This window comes from Weissella koreensis KCTC 3621 (genome assembly GCF_000277645.1).
Map to the genome: position 1 here is coordinate 220,428 of NZ_AKGG01000005.1, position 17,684 is coordinate 238,111.

The following is a 17,684-nucleotide window of genomic DNA, read 5'->3' on the forward strand; positions in this document are numbered from 1 at the left end:
GACTTTTTTAATGTTAATTTTAAAATATTTCATAAATAAGGAGTAAAGTAATGGCAGATATTGAGATTAAGTTCCCAGACGGAGCAATTAAAAATTTTGCAAGTGGTGTTACGCCGCTTGAAATTGCAAATGGTATTTCAAAGTCATTGGCAAAAAAAGCTGTATCTGGTCGTTTAAACGGTGAATATGTTGGAATGCATGACCAAATGATGGTTGGTGGTGATTTTGAATTAATTACTAAAGATTCAGAAGAGGCCCTACGCTTATTGCGGCACTCAGCGTCACATTTGATGGCTCAAGCTTTAAAACGTTTGCATCCTGATATGAATTTTGGAGTTGGTCCAGCAATTGATAATGGTTTCTATTATGATACTGATAATGCAGAAGGCCAAGTTTCAGTTGAAGAATTCCCAGCAATTGAAAAAATTATGCATAAAATTGTGGAAGAAAACTTACCTATTGTTTCACGTGTGATTTCACGTGAGGAAGCATTAGATATGTTTAAAGACGATCCATACAAAGTTGAATTGATTAATGACTTGCCAATTGATGAAAAAATTTCAATTGCTGTACAAGGTGATCACGTTGAATTGGATAAGGGTGGTCTTGTTCCATCAACAGGTTGGATTAAAAACTTTAAATTGACTTCTGTAGCTGGAGCATACTGGCGTGGAAAGTCTTCAAATCCAATGCTACAACGGATTTATGGAACTGCCTTTTGGAATAATGATGATTTACAAGCTGAATTAAAGCGTCGTGATGAAGCTAAGGAACGCGATCACCGCCGTATTGGGGCTCAACAAGATCTATTCTTTACTTCACAAGAGGTTGGATCAGGATTACCTGTTTGGATGCCAAACGGAGCAGCAATTCGTCGGACTTTGGAACGTTACATTGTTGATCGCGAATTAGAAGCTGGGTATGAACACGTTTATACACCAATCCTTTCTAATTTAGATTTGTATAAGACTTCAGGGCACTGGGATCATTATCATGATGATATGTTCCCACCAATGGACATGGGAGATGGCGAATTCCTAGAATTACGTCCAATGAATTGTCCTTCACACATTCAAGTGTATAATCACCATCCACGTTCATATAAAGAATTGCCTTTGCGCATTGCAGAATTAGGTATGATGCATCGTTATGAAAAATCAGGGGCTTTGACTGGACTATCACGTGTTCGTGAAATGACATTGAACGATGGACACACATTTGTGACTCTGGACCAAATTGAAGATGAATTTAAAAACATTTTGAATTTGATGATTGATGTCTATCATGACTTTAATATTAGTGATTACCGCTTCCGTCTTTCTTATCGTGATCCTAAAAATATAGAAAAGTATTTTGACGATGATGAAATGTGGGCTAACTCACAACGGATGTTGAAGGCTGCTATGGATGATTTGGGATTAGAATACTTTGAAGCTGAAGGTGAAGCCGCCTTCTATGGTCCAAAGTTGGATGTTCAAATTAAGACTGCCTTGGGTGGTGAAGAGACACTTTCAACAATTCAATTGGATTTCTTGTTGCCTGAAAAGTTTGATTTAGGTTATGTAGGTCCTGATGGGGAACAACATCGTCCAGTTATGATTCACCGTGGTGTTATTTCAACGATGGAACGCTTTACAGCTTACCTAATTGAAATGTACAAGGGTGCTTTCCCAACTTGGTTGGCACCTCATCAAGTACGAGTAATCCCAGTTAACCGTGGAGCTCACGGTGAATATGCAGAAAAGATTGTGGAGCAATTGAAGCACCAAGGAATTCGTGCCGAATATGAAAACCGCAATGAAAAGTTGGGTTATTTGATTCGTGATGCTCAATCATTGAAGATTCCATATACTTTGGTAATTGGGGATGATGAGAAGAATAATGAAAGTGTTACAATTCGTCGTTTCGGTTCACGGGATACTGAGACGATGCCATTGGCTGAGTTTGAAAAAACTTTGTTAGCTGACATTGCTAATTATTCACGGACTGATCAAAAATAAATATAAAACATTTTAAATAAAAAGAGGTTGGAACTTAATGTTCCAGCCTCTTTTTTTGATTTAACTACTGTAAAGCCATAAAATGATATTGAACAGAATTAATATCAAAACTAGGATGATCATTTGTACAATGGGCCAAGGCGTTGGTTGTGATTCAGTTCGTGATTGGCCTTCGGAAAAACCGTGAGAATGCATCGCATTGGTTAAATCGTCAGCCCAATAATTGGCGCTTAAAATTGTTTTAAAATATAGTTGAGGGCTCCAAAGATGATATTTAATGCCTCGTAGTTTAGCTGCATACTGAATGACTTTGATTTGCTGTTTTACTTGGTCTAGCAAGTTTAATGCTGCTAAAATCCCATAAACGAAGGTGTTTGATAACTTAAAGCGGTCATGTAAATTTATTAATAGCTCTCGTGGAGTAGATGTTAGCGTGACTAACCCGCCTAAAATTAAGTAAACATAAAGGCGAGATGTATAAATACGAGCATTTATAAGATTATCGCCAGTTCCAAAAAGCCAAAATGAGGTCCAGGTTCCAAATGCCAATGGAATTGAAATGAGCAAGAGTAAACTTATTTTCCGATAATTAATTTGATTTAAAAATAAATATAGGAGTCCAATTAAAATTAAAAAAACATTTCCTGGAATGCTACGTACAAATGAAATTTCAATGGAAGCTAATAAAACGGTAGATAGCAATAACGCCGGTTCAAATTTAAAATGGCCTGCCATAATTATGCTCCCCTCTCGGCTGGGTTAATTAAAGTTTGTTGTGTCAGATTGAGTTCATAATCAATAAATGCTTCTAAACCATGGCGTTGATGTGAAATCATCAAGATACTGGTTTGAGTGCTTTTAATATATTTTTGCATAATATCCATAATTGTTTTAATTGATTGTAAATCTAATCCAGCTAAGGGTTCATCTAATAAGAGAACTGGCAAGCCTAAGATTAGTAGGGCTAAAGTTTGGACTTTTTTTTGCTGTCCACCAGATAGCTGGTAGACACTATGGTTTAAAACTTCGGTCAATTGTAACTGCTCGATACAAGAATTGATAAAAGTGGGGGTCCAGTATTCAGCTTGTTGACTGATTTTTAAACTGATTGAAAATTCTTCAGCCGGAGTCATAGTTATAAATTGATTGCTGGCAGTTTGAAAGCCATAGCCGACAAAGGATGACCAATCTTTTAGATGGGATTGGCCATCCCATGTTAAGGTTCCATTTAACGGGCGTTGACGGCTAATTGTTTGTAACAAAGTGGATTTACCCGATCCATTTTGACCTGAAAGGAGGCCAATGGAGGCCGCTGGCAGAGTGAAACTATTTGGCTTCAATAATGTTTTTTTAGCTTGCGTAATAGATAAATCCGTCCAAGATAAGGACCCATTAATTAAATTAGTCCGCTTTTTGAAAATGACTGGAGGGGCTGTCATAAGTTGATTTGATTTACTTATAATTAATTCACCAGCGGAAGTCAGTTGGTAATGATGATCAATGATCTGCTGATAATTGTTTAGATCATGATCGGTAATTATAATTGTTTTATCTTGCTCTAGTTGAATTTGTTTTAAGGTTTTCAATAAAGATAAGCGGGCATCAGGATCGACATTAGCAAATGGCTCGTCTAATACAATGATATTTGTGTCCATGGCTAAAATGATTGCTAGGGCCGCTTTTTGTTGTTCACCTCCAGATAAATGAAGTAAAGGGCGATCCGCTATATCCGTTAAATTTAGGGCTGTTAAAACTTTCTCGATGCGTGGTTTAATTTGTGCTTGTGGTGTTTGTAAATTCTCTAATGCAAATTGTAATTCTTCTTGAGCAGTCTGCATTGTAAACTGGCGGGATGGGTTTTGAAATAGGAGCGCGACATGTTTAGCACGCTCAAAGGGGACTACTGTATGGATCGGATATTGATCAATGGTAATCGTTCCGCTTTGTGGACGCTCAAGTCCAGCCATTAAACGTAACAGGGTGGATTTTCCAGCTCCACTGGGACCGCTTAATAAATTAAAACTATGTGGCTCTAAATTCCAATTTACTTGATTCAAAACAGGCTTGGCATCATTTGGATAGGTAAAAGTTAAGTCATTAATTTTTAAAAGTGTCATAATTTATTTACGAATCGCTCCAGTCTTAGTAACCATTTTTTCAATTAAATTAACTAAAATTCCAGCAAAGAACCCAGTTGAGATGAAACGAATTATGAATAAAAGAGCTAGCATTGGTAGATGGTAAGCTAAGTAACCTGATTGAAAAAGGTCCCAAATGAAAGTTAAAATTGTCATCATGAGAGCTGATATCAAAAGATTTGTTTTAGGACGTTGCTGATATTTAGTACTAGCAAAGCCAATTTCAGCACCTAGACCTTGAATTAAGCCAGAGACTAGATTCATAGCGCCCCACTGTGAAAAAAGAAACATTTCAATGGTTGCAGCTAAAAATTCACCTAAAATGGCAGAACCAGGTTTTGGAATTAAGCGTCCAGCTAACGGACCGGCCATGAGCCAAACACCTAAAGTAGCATCATTGGCAAAAGGTTTGAGTGGTGTGGCAGCAATGAAAGTATAAGAGAAACCCCAAATTTGATAAATTACACCAAAAAAAAGGGCAATTAAAGCTAAAAAGATAACATCTTTTAGTTGCCAGTGTGACGAGTTGTCAGAAATTGTGTGCATGGTAATGCCTCCGGGAATTTATTATTGATATGTCAAACAAAAAACCGTTCTTTTTGCACGTTGAAAGCAAATAAGAACGGTTGTTTACAATTTCTCGGGTAAATAACCAAGCTTCCTTCGTCGGTGCTAACCGCAGCAGGTTCAATGGGTTACTTCTCAGCTCAAATGGAGCGCCCCAGCTTGTTTGATATGTCAAAATTAGTTTAAGGCTTTTTCCTTAAAAAAGCAATTAAAAGTAAATAGTTTCACTTAACCTACTGCGTTAATGATGTTTTTTTGGTAAAATATAAAGTAATAGAAAACGGAGGAATAAGCGGGTGGAGCATGAATTAAAGTTGATTGGTTTGAGCACTAATCATGAATTAGCGCAAAAAATTGCCGATGAAATGGGTGCAGATTTGATGCCGATGACTATCAACCAATTTGCTGATGGTGAGATTTATGAACGAATTTTAGAAAGCGTTCGTGGAGCTGATGTTTATATTCTGGCCCCCATTTCTGGAGAAGTAAATGATAGTTTCATGGAAATTATGATTGTAGTAGATGCTTTGCGTCGGGCTTCCGCACATGGTATTAATGTTGTTATGCCTTATTTTGGATACGTACGACAGGATCGTAAGACTAAGTCACGTGAACCGATTACGGCTAAAATGGTTTCATCATTACTGGAAATGAACGGTGTGCAACGCATCTTAGCAATTGATCTACATGCTGATCAGGTTCAAGGATTTTTCGATATTCCAGTTGATCAGTTGTTGGCAGCTCCATTGTTATCGGATTACTTCTTGGAACGTAATTTTACAGGTGAAGATACCGTGGTATTTGCACCAGATCATAACGGAGCCGGACGAGCTCGTCAATTTGCGTCTATTTTGGAAGCAAATTGGGGTGTAATCAATGATCGTGCAGTACAAGAAGATATTAAGAGCCCCAACGGGATAGTAGGAGAAGTTGCGGGAAAAAGAGTCATTGTCATTGATGACATTATCGATACTGGTCGGCGGATGGTTACTTCGGCCAAAGCAGTGAAGTATGCCGGAGCGATTGATGTATCAGTTGTTGCGACTCATGGCGTCTTGTCTGATGGTGCCGCTGAGCGTTTAAAGAACTGTGATGAAATTTCTCAAGTTGTGATTACCGATACCGTTGAGGTCCCGGCAGAAAAACAATTTGATAAGTTAAATATTATCACCGTGGCCCCATTAATTGCGGCTGCAATTAATCGCGTTCGACAAGATAAAGACTTATCTGGTTTGTTACGATCACGGATTAAGCCAGATATAAAAATTTAAGTAACTTAGTTTTTTGAATGAGGAGGAATTGGAATTATGGTATTTTCAGCAGCAGAAGATCGTTATGAAAAGGTTCCCGCACGGCGGGTTTCAGATTCAGGACTAATTTTACCAGCGCTTTCGTTTGGGCTTTGGCGCAACCTTGGTGATCAAAAGCCATTGGCTAATTCAAGAGAAGTGATTTTAAAAGCCTTTGATAATGGAATTTATTCATTTGATAATGCCTCAAATTATGGTCCTTCAAATGGTAGTGCCGAAGAAACGTTTGGTGCAGTTTTCAATTCTGACTTAAAAGCATATCGTGATGAATTAGTGATTACCACCAAAGCAGGTTATCATATGTGGCCAGGACCTTTGGGCGAGTTTTCAGGACGTAAAACTTTGCGGGCAGCATTGGACTTGTCCTTGCAACGAATGCATTTAGACTATGTAGATATTTTTTATGCTCATCGTTGGGATCCAAATACTAATCTAGAAGAAACCGCTGTTGCTTTAGATTCATTAGTACGTCAAGGTAAGGCTTTGTATGTTGGTGTTTCAAACTATACAGCTGAGCAAACGGCAGCTATTGCGGAAATTTTTAAAGAATTACGGACGCCGTTTGTAACTAATCAAGTTTCATATAATATGTTACACAGAAATGAAGCCGAAGATAATGATATGTTGTCAATTTTGGATCAGAATCATGCTGGATTAGTAGCTTATGGGCCACTAGCAGAAGGGTTATTGACAGACCGTTATCTTGATGGTTTCCCAACTGATTTCCCTCTTCATCGGACGAATGCCGGATTAGCAGATAATCCAGATGAAACAGTAGCTAAGCTGAATGCTTTGAATGCTGTTGCTGCAGATCGAGGTCAAACGTTAGCACAATTAGCCATGGCATGGCTTTTGAAAGATCGACGGGTGGCATCGATTGTCTTTGGAGCATCATCAATTGAGCATTTGTTAGATAATATTAAAGTTACTGATAATTTAGAATTGTCAGATGAAGAGTTACAAAAAATTGAAAATATTTTAAATTAAATCAAGAAAATGAATCATCTTTGATGCAATAAAAAATTGATTTAATCTAAAAGCTGAGATATATGATGAAAATTCTTATTCAAATAAAACTAGCTAAGTTTTTTGATGAGAATTTTGCTTATCTTGGTTTTTTTTGGATTAATAAAGCTATTAATATTGTAGTAGATAAGCATGGTGATAATAAATTGGGAGGCGCCTTGAAGTTCTGCTATAATATTGGGATAAAGGATTCGATGGGGGGACGAAAAATGGCACGTAAGTTAATTGGAATTGATTTAGATCATACTACTTTAAATGAAGCTGGGATGATTTCAAAATATACCCGCGAAACATTGCAAGCAGCCCAAGCTGAAGGACATATTATTTCGATTATTACGGGACGTCCACCGCGGTTAACCAATGCAATTTATCAAGAGCTAGGCTTACACTCACCTATGATTAATTTCAATGGGGCACTTGGCGCCATTCCTAATCAAAATTGGCGAGACGCTTACTCTCATCAAGTTCAGCGCACGATTGTTTTTGATTTATTGGAACAAGCAGGTGACTTAGGTGTTGATCTGGTTATTGCGGAACAAAATCAGCAAGCCTGGAGTCAACAGTTTGGTGTTAAAAAATTAAATCAAAAATTTTTCCCACAAGATAATAAGTTAAAAGGTCAGTTAAATAAGGCTAATTTAAAAACCGATGTGAATGCTATTTTATTACATGCAATTGATGCATCTAAACAAACTGAGATTCAAAATTGGATACAAACACGTTATGGTAAAGAAAATGTCAACGTTAAAATTTGGGGTGGTGATGCGCCGGTTCTTGAAGTAGCTCCTGCGGGGGTTGCCAAAGATACTGGGCTCCAAGTGCTGCAAAGGTCATATCAAATTGCTAAAGATGATGTTTATGCATTTGGTGATGAGATGAATGATTTAGAGATGATTGAGTATGCAGGCCACGGGGTGGTGATGCAGAATGGAAATTCGGAATTGAAAAAAGTTGCTAATGATGTCACCCCCTATACGAATGAGCAAGATGGATTAGCGCGTTATATTAAAACGATTTTATAAAAGTAAGGAAAAGTAATGATCATGGATGATTTTCCACAGGGATTTAAAGAACGTTATGCGGAATTGTTGGGGGATGAGGCAGAAGCCTTTTTTGCCACTTTTAAACAACCAGTACAAAAGGGCTTTCGGATTAATCCGTTAAAAGCTAACCAAACACTATATGATACGCAAACTACTCAAGCAGTTGCTTGGGGAAATTGGGGACGATTTGGACGGGTGAAAGGTCATTCAGTTGACCATACAACAGGTCTAATTTATTCTCAAGAACCGAGTGCCCAATTAGTGGGAGAAATTGCACATCCCCAGCCTGACGAAAAAGTTTTAGATTTAGCCGCAGCACCAGGGGGTAAAACTACTCACTTGGCATCGTTTATGAATCAAAAAGGTTTGTTAGTAAGTAATGAAATTTTCAAGAAACGGGCTCAAATTTTAAGTGAAAATGTAGAACGATTTGGAGCTAAGAATGTTTTAGTCACTAACCATGCACCGGCTGAACTAGTGCCAAAATTCGCCGGATATTTTGACCGAATTGTCTTGGATGCTCCTTGTTCAGGTGAGGGGATGTTTCGCAAAGATCCAGATGCGATGCAATATTGGGATGTTGATTATCCGAGCCGTTGTGCAAAGTTACAACGGGAAATTTTGGTGGAAGCATTAAAAATGCTGAAAAGTGGTGGAGAATTAATCTATTCAACTTGTACTTTTGCGCCTGAAGAAGATGAACAAATTATTGCTTGGTTGTTGGATAGTTATCCTGAGTTAGAATTGATGCCAATTGATAAGCCAAAAGGAGTGGATGATGGTCGACCAGAATGGGCCGATGGTAATCCTGAATTGGTAAAGACGGCACGATTATTTCCGCATCATTTAGATGGAGAAGGACATTTCATAGCACATTTGCGTTTGAAAGAAGCTGATGCTGTAGCTAAAAAGGCACCGGAAGTCGTAAAAACTAATTTGACGGATAGCCAAAAAGAAATCTGGCAAACTTTTGCTGATGAAACTTTGCAACGACCATTAATGGGGACTTTAATAACTTTTGGAGATCAACTTTATTTAGTCCCAACTGATACACCAAGTTTGAAAGGATTGCGCGTCTTACGTGCAGGTTTGAATTTGGGTACCTTTAAAAAGAATCGGTTTGAACCTAATTTGGCTTTGGCTTTGGCAGAACAACCGGAAATGTTTAAGCATGTTTATCCTTTAGACGATCAACAGTGGGCTCAATATGTTCATGGGGAAACTTTTTTTGTTGATTCCGATATTCAACAAGTGAAAGGTTGGTATCTGTTGACGATTAATGGCAACGGAACTGGATTTGGTAAGCTAGTTGATGGACAAATGAAAAATTTCTATCCTAAAGGTCTCCGTTTTATGCCTAAATAAAATTAAATAAATCATTTTTAAATGATAAAATTAAAACAGAATCTTGAAAGGACTTTGAATTGATGACAACAAATAATATTACGCAAGCTGAAGTCGAACACGTAGCTAGCTTGGCTAAATTAGCCTTAACAGAGCAAGAAAAAACAATTTTCACCAATCAATTAGATAAAATTTTTGAAGTAGTTGATACTTTGGCAGAAGTTGATACAGAGGGTGTTGAACCTACGTATTCAATGACCGATGGGGAAAATGAATTACGTGAAGATGAGGCAGTTGATGCTAAGCAACGGGCTGCATTATTGAAAAATGCCCCTGAAACTCAGGAAACCTTGATTAAGGTTCCAGCAATCTTGACGGCAGGAGAAGATAAATAATGAACTTTCTAAAAACGACAGTAAAAGATTTACACCAAGATTTGATTGCTAAGGAATTATCAGTCAGTGATTTAACTAAGGAAACTTTTGATAATATTAAAGCTACTGATGATCGTTATGAAGCTTTCATTACTTTGATGGAAGAGCAAGCTTTAGGACAAGCCCAAAATTTGGATAAAAATGGGATTGAAGAAGATCAAATATTAGCTGGAATTCCATTTGGAATTAAAGATAATATGGTTACTAAGGATGTTCAAACTACTGCAGCTTCAAGGATCCTAAAAGATTTTAAGCCAGTTTATAGCGCAGCAGTTTTAGAAAACTTAGAGCAAGCTGGGGCTATTGGAGTTGGTAAGTTAAATTTGGATGAATTTGCTATGGGTTCAACGACTGAAACTTCATATTATAAGCAAACTAAAAATGCTTGGGATCAAACTAAAATTCCAGGTGGATCATCAGGTGGATCAGCCGTTGCTGTGGCAGCCGGACAAGTTCCTTTTGCTCTTGGATCTGATACTGGTGGATCAATTCGTCAACCAGCTGCTTTTAATGGGATTGTTGGCTTAAAGCCTACCTATGGACGTGTTTCTCGGTGGGGATTGATTGCTTTTGCCTCATCTTTGGATCAAATTGGGCCTTTGACACGGACGGTTGAGGATAATGCGCTCGTTTTGAATGCCATTGCTGGTTATGATGCACGAGATCAAACTTCATCAAAGAAAACCGTCCCTGACTTTACTGCTGGATTAACTGGTGATGTCAAGGGAATGAAAATTGCGATTCCTAAAGAATACTTTGGCAAAGGGGTAGATCCAAAAGTTGTTGAAGTAGTTAAAGCCGGAATTGCTCAATTAGAGGCTTTGGGAGCTAAGGTTGAAGAGGTTTCATTACCACATACTAAATATGGTGTGGCGGCTTACTATATTCTGGGTTCTTCAGAAGCATCTTCTAATTTGCAACGTTTTGATGGGATTCGTTACGGATTCCGGGCTGAAAATGTGAAAACATTAGAAGACCTTTATGTTCAAACGCGGACACAAGGGTTCGGAGATGAAGTAAAACGACGGATTATGTTGGGAACCTATTCACTTTCAGCTGGTTCATATGATGCTTACTTTAAAAAAGCAGCACAAGTTCGAACATTGATTGCTAATGAGTTCCAAAATGTTTTCGCTCAATATGATTTGATCGTAGCACCAACGACACCTAATATTGCTTATGGCTTTGGTGAAAATCAAGATGATCCACAAGTGGCATATATGAACGATGCTTTGACGATTCCTGTTAACTTAGCTGGATTGCCTGGTATGTCAATTAATGCTGGATTTGTAGATGGTTTACCAGTTGGAATGCAATTGATCGGAAATCGTTTTGAAGAAGCAAAAATTTATCAAGCGGCGTATGCTTTTGAACAGGCCACACGTTTATTTGAAAAAATTCCTGGAGGTGAAAATTAATGGCCATTTCAAATTTTGAAACCACAATTGGACTTGAAGTCCACGTTGAATTAAAAACAAATTCAAAGGCGATGTCACCAGCTCCTGCTAGTTATGGAGCAGAGCCAAACTTAAATACTAACGTTATTGATTGGGGTTATCCAGGGGTTTTGCCACAAGCCAACAAAGGAGCAATTGAAGCTGGTATGATGGCAGCTTTAGCCTTGCATGCTGAAATTATACCTAATTTACACTGGGATCGTAAGAATTATTTCTATCCTGATAATCCAAAGGCTTACCAAGTAACTCAACAATTTGAACCAATTGCTAAAAATGGTTGGTTAGAAATTGAAGTTAATGGTGAAAAAAAGCGAGTTGGAATTACTGAAATGCACGTTGAAGAAGATGCGGGTAAGAACACCCATTCAGGTGACGGATATTCATATGTAGATTTAAACCGGCAAGGAACTCCTTTGATTGAAATTGTTGGTGAACCTGATTTGAAGTCTCCGGATGAAGCCTATGCTTATTTGGAACAGTTGAAGGAAGCAATCCAATTTACGGGAATTTCAGATGTTAAGATGGAAGAAGGCTCAATGCGAGTTGATGCAAATATTTCAATCCGGCCAATTGGTTCAAATCAACATGGAACTAAAATTGAATTAAAGAATTTGAATTCATTTAACTATGTTCGAAAAGGTTTGATGTTTGAAGAGCAACGCCAGGCTAAATTGTATTTAGCTGGTAAAACTTTAAAGCAACAAACTCGACGCTATGATGAGACTACTGGTGAGACGATTTTGATGCGAGTTAAAGAAACCGCTGATGACTATCGTTATTTCCCAGAGCCTGATTTGGCTCCAATTCATATTGATGCAGATTGGATTCAAAGAGCTCAAGATAAGTTGCCATTGGCAGCGAGTGTACGAAGAGCGCACTATGTTAACGACTTGAAATTAGAACCCTATGATGCGGAAGTATTGACTCAGACATTGGCTATGGCTGATTTCTTCGATCAAACGGTTGAATTTGGAGCTGATGCTAAACGGGCCGCAAATTATTTAATTGGGGATGTGAATGCATTTTTGAATACAACCCATCAAGATTTGCAAGAAACGAAATTAACCCCAAAGTATTTGGCTGATATGATTAAATTAATTGAAGACGGTACGATTTCAACGAAAATGGCCAAACAGGTCTTTAAAGCAATCACTGAAGGACAAGAACCGGTACAGTATGTTGAAGATCATGATTTGAAGCAATTATCAGATCCAGCGGTTCTTTTGCCAATGATTAATAGTGTCTTAGATGATAATGAACAATCAGTTCTTGATTTCTTAGGTGGAAAAGAACGAGCAACTAAAGCGTTAATTGGGCCAATTATGAAAATGACAAAAGGAAATGCCAATCCAACAGTTGTAAATGATCTGATGCACCAGGCTTTGGAAGCGCGGAGGTAAGATGATGAATAAGCGAGCGCGTATTATTTATAATCCGACCTCTGGTCGAGAAGCAATTAGACGTGATTTAGTTGATATTCTATCAGTCTATGAAAAGGCAGGTTATGAAACGTCAGCTTTTGCCACGACAGCAAGTCCGAAATCAGCTGAAAATGAAGCTCGACGAGCTGCTTTGGATGGATTCGATCTACTTGTTGCTGCTGGTGGAGATGGGACAATTAATGAAGTTGTTAACGGAATCGCGTCATTAGATCATCGCCCAAAATTAGCGATTATTCCCGCTGGAACCACAAATGATTTTGCGCGAGCCTTAAGAATCCCTAGAAACGAGCCATTTGAAGCTGCATCAGTTATTTTAAAAGATCAATCAGCTTTAATGGACGTTGGTCGTGCGAATGAAGAATACTTCATTAATATTGCCGCGGGTGGTTCAATTTCAGAATTAACTTATAAGGTGCCATCAAAGCTGAAATCTATGTACGGATATTTAGCTTATGTTGTGAAGGGAGCTGAATTAATTCCCCGAACTAAGCCAATGCATCTGCGGGTGAAATATGATGAGGGTGTTTATGAAGGCCCTTCATCTATGTTTTTCTTAGCTTTAACAAATTCTGTGGGTGGTTTTGAATCAATTGTGCCAGATGCTAAGTTAAATGATGGTAAATTTACGGTTTTGATTGTTAAGACTACTAAAATTCCAGAAATTATGACATTGATTACTGAAGTCTTAAATGGTGGACGACATGTTGATGATCCTAATCTAATTTATGTTAAATCTTCTCATGTTGAAGTTGAGTCGCTTAATGCAGATGAACAAGTGATGGTTAACTTAGATGGTGAATATGGGGGCGATGCACCAATGGTCTTTGATAATTATCAAAGACATATTGAAATTGTGTCCAACTTTAGTGAGAAAGATCAAAAGAACTTATTATAAATAAAAATAAAAAAATGTTTGACAATTACTTGGGTATTAGTTATACTAGTTTATGTTGTTAAGGCAACAGCAAGTAATTGCGGATGTAGTACAATGGCTAGTGCTCCAGCCTTCCAAGCTGAGAATGCGGGTTCGATTCCCGTCATCCGCTTAAATTAAAACTTGAAAAGATCGAAACATTATTGTTTCGGTCTTTTTTATTTCAAATTGTTAAGATGTATTATGTCTGAGATTAAAAAAGATGATTTATTAAAATTAATGAAAGCGCACTCATGATATAATAAATAAGAATTAAAATCATAGGGGGAAATAATTAATGCTAAATGAAAAAGTTTTCTTTGGGACTTATACTCGACGTATTTCAGAAGGGCTATATCAAGCAGATTTAATTGATGGCCATTTGGAAAATTCTAAATTAGTAGCTAAGTTAGGTAGTCCGACTTATACGACGCTAGCCAATAACGATGTCATCTATACTGTTGATAAAGTTGATGATCAGGGTGGGGTGGCAGTAGTGAATGCTATCACTGGAAAGATTAAGCAAACATTATTACAACCAGGAGCCTCACCAGCTTATTTAGGGCTTGATACTAAGCGCCAACTACTATTTTCTGGTAATTATCATAAAGGTACGCTCGATATTTTTAAAATGGATCAAAATGGGATGTTAACATTGAGTGATCATTTTCAAAATGAAGGGAGCGGACCTCGACCAGAACAAACTAGCTCGCATATCCACTTTACGAATTTGACACCAGATCAAAAATTGGTAGTTGTTGATTTAGGGACTGATGAAGTTTTGTTTTTTGACCTTTCTGAACAAGGTAAAATAACATCTGAAACTCGTTTTCAAACTGAAGCTGGATTTGGTCCTCGGCATATTCGGTTTAGTCCAGATGGTAAAACGGCTTATTTATTGGGTGAATTATCTTCAAAACTAATGATTTTGGATTATCAAGATGGTAAACTAGCTGTAAAACAAACCTTGGCAACGATTCCGTCTGAATGGACAGAACATAATGGGGCGGCGGCAATTCGGGTCTCTCAGGATGGCCGATTTGTTTATGTTTCAAACCGAGGAAATAATTCTGTTGCGGTATTTAATGTCGCTGGTGAAGAAGCTGAATTAGTTCAATTAATTAGTACAGAAGGTGACTTTCCACGAGATATGGCGTTTAATTCTACAGAAGAATATTTAATCGTCGCAAATCAGAATACTGATAATGTAAGTGTCTTTAAGCGTGATAATCAAACAGGAGAGTTAACATTGAGTCAAAAAGACTTTATGATTCCTGAGGGTGTTCGAGTTGAATTTAATTCTAAATAAGAATAGGGGCAGGAAAAATATATGGATAAAAAAGATCAATCAAGGCGATCATGGACCTGGCAATGGTTTTGGGATAATAAATTTGTTTCAGCATTGCTAGTTGTTTTACTGGTTTTGATTATTATTTTCATGCTACAAAAAGTTGATTTTATTTTCCAACCACTCTTTTCACTGTTTTCAGCAGTAGGGGCACCAATTATTGTAGCGGGATTATTTTATTATTTAATGAATCCTATGGTGGATTGGTTAGAGGAACGTCACCATGTAAATCGGGTATTAACGATTACTGGTCAATTTATTGGCTTGATTTTGTTAATCGTATTAGCAGTTATTGCAGTGATTCCTTGGCTTCAGAACCAAATTTATAGTTTGATACAGCATTGGCCAGAATATTGGCGAGGTATTTCCAATTGGATTGATGCCTTGATGAAAAATAACGATTTTAAAATGGTAAATGAATGGCTCAAAAAGAATGATAAAATGATTGATCAAACTTTGAAATCGTTGACAACAGGAGGAACGTTTCATGTTTCCTCAGTCTTTGGAACGATGAGCTCGGTAGTGATAACGATTGTCACCTTCCCGCTAATACTTTTTTATCTATTAAAAGATGGACACCAATTGCCTGATTTTATAGTTAAGTTTTTGCCAAAGCGCATGCAAGGTTCTATGCATGAAACTATTACTGAAATCAATATGCAAATGTCTAACTATATTCGTGGACAAATTTCTGTGGCGGTGGCAGTAGCAATTATGTTTGCAATTGGATTTACAGTTGTGGGATTGCCATATGGATGGCTACTTGCGATCGCAGCCGGATTTTTAAATTTAATTCCTTTTTTGGGATCGTTTTTAGCGATGATTCCGGCGGTGATTGTTGCGATCTTTATTTCACCAATGATGTTAGTTAAAATTTTAATCGTCTTTTCAGTTGAACAATTTTTGGAAGGGAAGGTGGTTTCACCTAAATTATTAGGTGATTCATTGAAAATTCATCCCGTCACTGTGGTAGTAATTTTATTATCAGCGGGTAATATGTTTGGATTCTTAGGAGTTTTGTTTGGTATTCCGGGGTATGCTGTTTTGAAGGTCTTGATTTCAAAATTATATCAATGGTGGCAAAGTGCATCTTCGTTGTATGAAGATGAAGATGAGTCTTCCAAGAAAGCTATTCAATTAAAACCAAACCCTAAATAATAAAAAAATAAAAAAGATTCGGACTAAAAAGTTCGAATCTTTTTTGTTGGATATTTTAAATCGGATTAATTTTCAATGTTACTTTGGCTCATCTTTTTTTCCTTTTTACTAGCGAGGTAAGAACGCAGACCAGCAATGATAGCCGGTAAGGCTGTAACAACTAATATCCCAATAATAACTAATGAAAAGTGATCACGAATGAATGGAATACTTCCAAAGTAGAAGCCAGCCTCAACTGCAATGGTAGTCCAAAGAGTAGCTGCAATGATGTCTAGAATAACGAAGGACTTGTATGAAAAGCCCGAGACGGAAGATACGAATGGAGTAAGCGTTCGAATAATAGGTAAGAATCGTGAAAAAATGATAGCAAGTGGACCGTGTTTAATAAAAAAATTATTGGCTTCATCCAGTTGCTTTTGCTTAATGAAGCGACCAAGTAGGGGGTGATGAACTAATTTCAGTCCAATAGTTCGACCTAAGAAGAAATTACAAGAGTCACCAAGAACTGCAGCACACCAGAACAAGAGGATCAATGCATAATGGTGAAGCTCACTTCCCGGAATTGCAGCAATGGCACCAGCAGCGAATAAGAGAGAGTCACCTGGCAAAAATGGAAGAATAACAGCTCCAGTTTCAATAAAGATAACGGCGAATAGTAATACGTATGACCAAGGTCCTAAGATATTAACCCAGTGAGCCAGATGCTTATCAAGATGTAGCATAATATCAATTAATATTTGAAAATAATTCATTTTTAGAAATCTCCGTTTTTAACTTTATTCATTAATGAGGTTTAAACAATTATTAATTTTAGCCTGAATGCTAGTTAAATGCTAGTCATTTGATGTGGTATAATTGTTTTTATAAAATTTATAAAAATAAGAATAGAAATGAGAATACAAATGTTACCACAATTTGATTTAGAACATGTTGAAGGACCAGTGGCTGTTTTTGAAACAACAATGGGAACGATTAAATTTAAATTATTTCCAACACAGGCACCTAAAACCGTCGAAAACTTTACTGGATTAATTGAAAAAGGTTATTATGATGGAATTATCTTCCATCGAGTTATTAGTGATTTTATGATTCAAGGTGGTGATCCAACTGGAACTGGAATGGGAGGAGAATCTATCTGGGGCGATTCATTTGAGGATGAATTTTCAAATGAGGTCTTTAACTTCCGCGGAGCACTATCAATGGCTAATGCTGGCCCTAACACTAATGGGTCACAATTCTTTATTGTAGAATCATCACATGTGCCAAATGATATGATTAAGCAACTAGATGCCATTATGCCTAAAGAAGTAACGAACCGTTATGCTACTGAAGGTGGAACACCTTGGTTAGATCGTCGTCATACTGTCTTTGGACATGTTTTAGAAGGATTGGATACTGTTGAATCAATTGCAAAGGTAAAAGTTGATTATGCTGATAAGCCAATTGATCCAATCGTTATTACACGTGCTTATCTAGAAGCTTAAGTTTATTATCGAAGATTATC

At 37.4% G+C, this 17,684-nt stretch carries 16 protein-coding genes, 1 tRNA gene and 1 riboswitch; of the genes, 13 read left to right on the top strand and 4 right to left on the bottom strand.

Translation table 11 applies throughout. From position 1 onward, the window contains the following. Positions 1-50: 50 nt before the first annotated feature. Positions 51-2,000 carry a threonine--tRNA ligase gene (gene thrS / locus JC2156_RS01785; RefSeq protein WP_006845129.1) on the top strand — a complete coding sequence of 650 codons (1,950 nt, stop codon included), beginning with the start codon at positions 51-53 and terminating at the stop codon, positions 1,998-2,000. A 60-nt stretch (positions 2,001-2,060) separates the two neighbouring features. Here the strand turns inward: thrS and JC2156_RS01790 are convergent, their stop codons facing one another. From JC2156_RS01790 to JC2156_RS01800, 3 genes are read right to left on the bottom strand one after another with little or no spacing between them, the layout of a single operon-like run. Continuing rightward, the gene (locus JC2156_RS01790; protein ID WP_006845130.1) at positions 2,061-2,735 is read right to left on the bottom strand and encodes an energy-coupling factor transporter transmembrane component T family protein; all 675 of its coding nucleotides are present in this window, start codon (positions 2,733-2,735) and stop codon (positions 2,061-2,063) included. Between the two features lie 2 nt (positions 2,736-2,737). After that, a complete protein-coding gene (locus JC2156_RS01795; protein WP_006845131.1) occupies positions 2,738-4,117 on the bottom strand; it encodes an ABC transporter ATP-binding protein in 1,380 nt (459 codons plus the stop codon). A gap of 3 nt (positions 4,118-4,120) precedes the next feature. After that, positions 4,121-4,684 (bottom strand): ECF transporter S component, encoded by a 564-nt coding sequence (locus JC2156_RS01800; protein WP_006845132.1) that lies wholly within the window; start codon positions 4,682-4,684, stop codon positions 4,121-4,123. A 95-nt stretch (positions 4,685-4,779) separates the two neighbouring features. Continuing rightward, a riboswitch (TPP riboswitch) is annotated at positions 4,780-4,872 on the bottom strand. Between the two features lie 129 nt (positions 4,873-5,001). Here JC2156_RS01800 and JC2156_RS01805 point away from each other — a divergent pair. From JC2156_RS01805 to JC2156_RS01855, 11 genes are all read left to right on the top strand, one after another. Continuing rightward, positions 5,002-5,976 carry a ribose-phosphate diphosphokinase gene (locus JC2156_RS01805; protein ID WP_006845133.1) on the top strand — a complete coding sequence of 325 codons (975 nt, stop codon included), beginning with the start codon at positions 5,002-5,004 and terminating at the stop codon, positions 5,974-5,976. Positions 5,977-6,012: 36 nt separating this feature from the next. Next, positions 6,013-7,002 carry an aldo/keto reductase gene (locus JC2156_RS01810; protein ID WP_006845134.1) on the top strand — a complete coding sequence of 330 codons (990 nt, stop codon included), beginning with the start codon at positions 6,013-6,015 and terminating at the stop codon, positions 7,000-7,002. Positions 7,003-7,250: 248 nt separating this feature from the next. Continuing rightward, positions 7,251-8,063: a Cof-type HAD-IIB family hydrolase gene (locus tag JC2156_RS01815; protein ID WP_038240995.1), complete on the top strand. Its 813-nt coding sequence runs from the start codon at positions 7,251-7,253 to the stop codon at positions 8,061-8,063. A 21-nt stretch (positions 8,064-8,084) separates the two neighbouring features. After that, positions 8,085-9,449, top strand: a complete 1,365-nt coding sequence (locus tag JC2156_RS01820) for an RsmF rRNA methyltransferase first C-terminal domain-containing protein (protein WP_038240932.1) — start codon at positions 8,085-8,087, stop codon at positions 9,447-9,449. A 62-nt stretch (positions 9,450-9,511) separates the two neighbouring features. Continuing rightward, complete coding sequence (gatC, locus tag JC2156_RS01825) at positions 9,512-9,823, top strand: Asp-tRNA(Asn)/Glu-tRNA(Gln) amidotransferase subunit GatC (RefSeq protein ID WP_006845137.1); 312 nt, start codon at positions 9,512-9,514, stop codon at positions 9,821-9,823. Beyond that, positions 9,823-11,280 carry an Asp-tRNA(Asn)/Glu-tRNA(Gln) amidotransferase subunit GatA gene (gatA, locus tag JC2156_RS01830; protein ID WP_006845138.1) on the top strand — a complete coding sequence of 486 codons (1,458 nt, stop codon included), beginning with the start codon at positions 9,823-9,825 and terminating at the stop codon, positions 11,278-11,280. The genes gatC and gatA overlap by 1 nt, the downstream gene beginning before the upstream one ends. After that, positions 11,280-12,719, top strand: a complete 1,440-nt coding sequence (gene gatB, locus JC2156_RS01835) for an Asp-tRNA(Asn)/Glu-tRNA(Gln) amidotransferase subunit GatB (protein WP_006845139.1) — start codon at positions 11,280-11,282, stop codon at positions 12,717-12,719. The genes gatA and gatB overlap by 1 nt, the downstream gene beginning before the upstream one ends. A 4-nt stretch (positions 12,720-12,723) precedes the next feature. After that, a complete protein-coding gene (locus JC2156_RS01840) occupies positions 12,724-13,656 on the top strand; it encodes a diacylglycerol kinase (RefSeq protein WP_013989743.1) in 933 nt (310 codons plus the stop codon). A gap of 79 nt (positions 13,657-13,735) precedes the next feature. Further along, positions 13,736-13,807 (top strand) — tRNA-Gly (locus tag JC2156_RS01845). Positions 13,808-13,972: 165 nt separating this feature from the next. After that, on the top strand, positions 13,973-14,983 hold the full coding sequence (locus JC2156_RS01850; RefSeq protein WP_006845141.1) for a lactonase family protein: 1,011 nt from the start codon (positions 13,973-13,975) through the stop codon (positions 14,981-14,983). 21 nt (positions 14,984-15,004) lie between these two features. Then, entirely contained in the window at positions 15,005-16,180 is a 1,176-nt protein-coding gene (locus tag JC2156_RS01855; protein ID WP_006845142.1) for an AI-2E family transporter, read from the top strand. A 65-nt stretch (positions 16,181-16,245) separates the two neighbouring features. On the opposite strand, the gene JC2156_RS01860 is transcribed toward JC2156_RS01855, so the two are convergent. Continuing rightward, positions 16,246-16,932, bottom strand: coding sequence for a VTT domain-containing protein (locus JC2156_RS01860; RefSeq protein ID WP_006845143.1), 687 nt, complete (start codon positions 16,930-16,932; stop codon positions 16,246-16,248). 150 nt (positions 16,933-17,082) lie between these two features. On the opposite strand from JC2156_RS01860, the gene JC2156_RS01865 reads away from it, so the two are divergent. Further along, positions 17,083-17,664, top strand: a complete 582-nt coding sequence (locus JC2156_RS01865; RefSeq protein WP_006845144.1) for a peptidylprolyl isomerase — start codon at positions 17,083-17,085, stop codon at positions 17,662-17,664. Positions 17,665-17,684 lie beyond the last annotated feature (20 nt).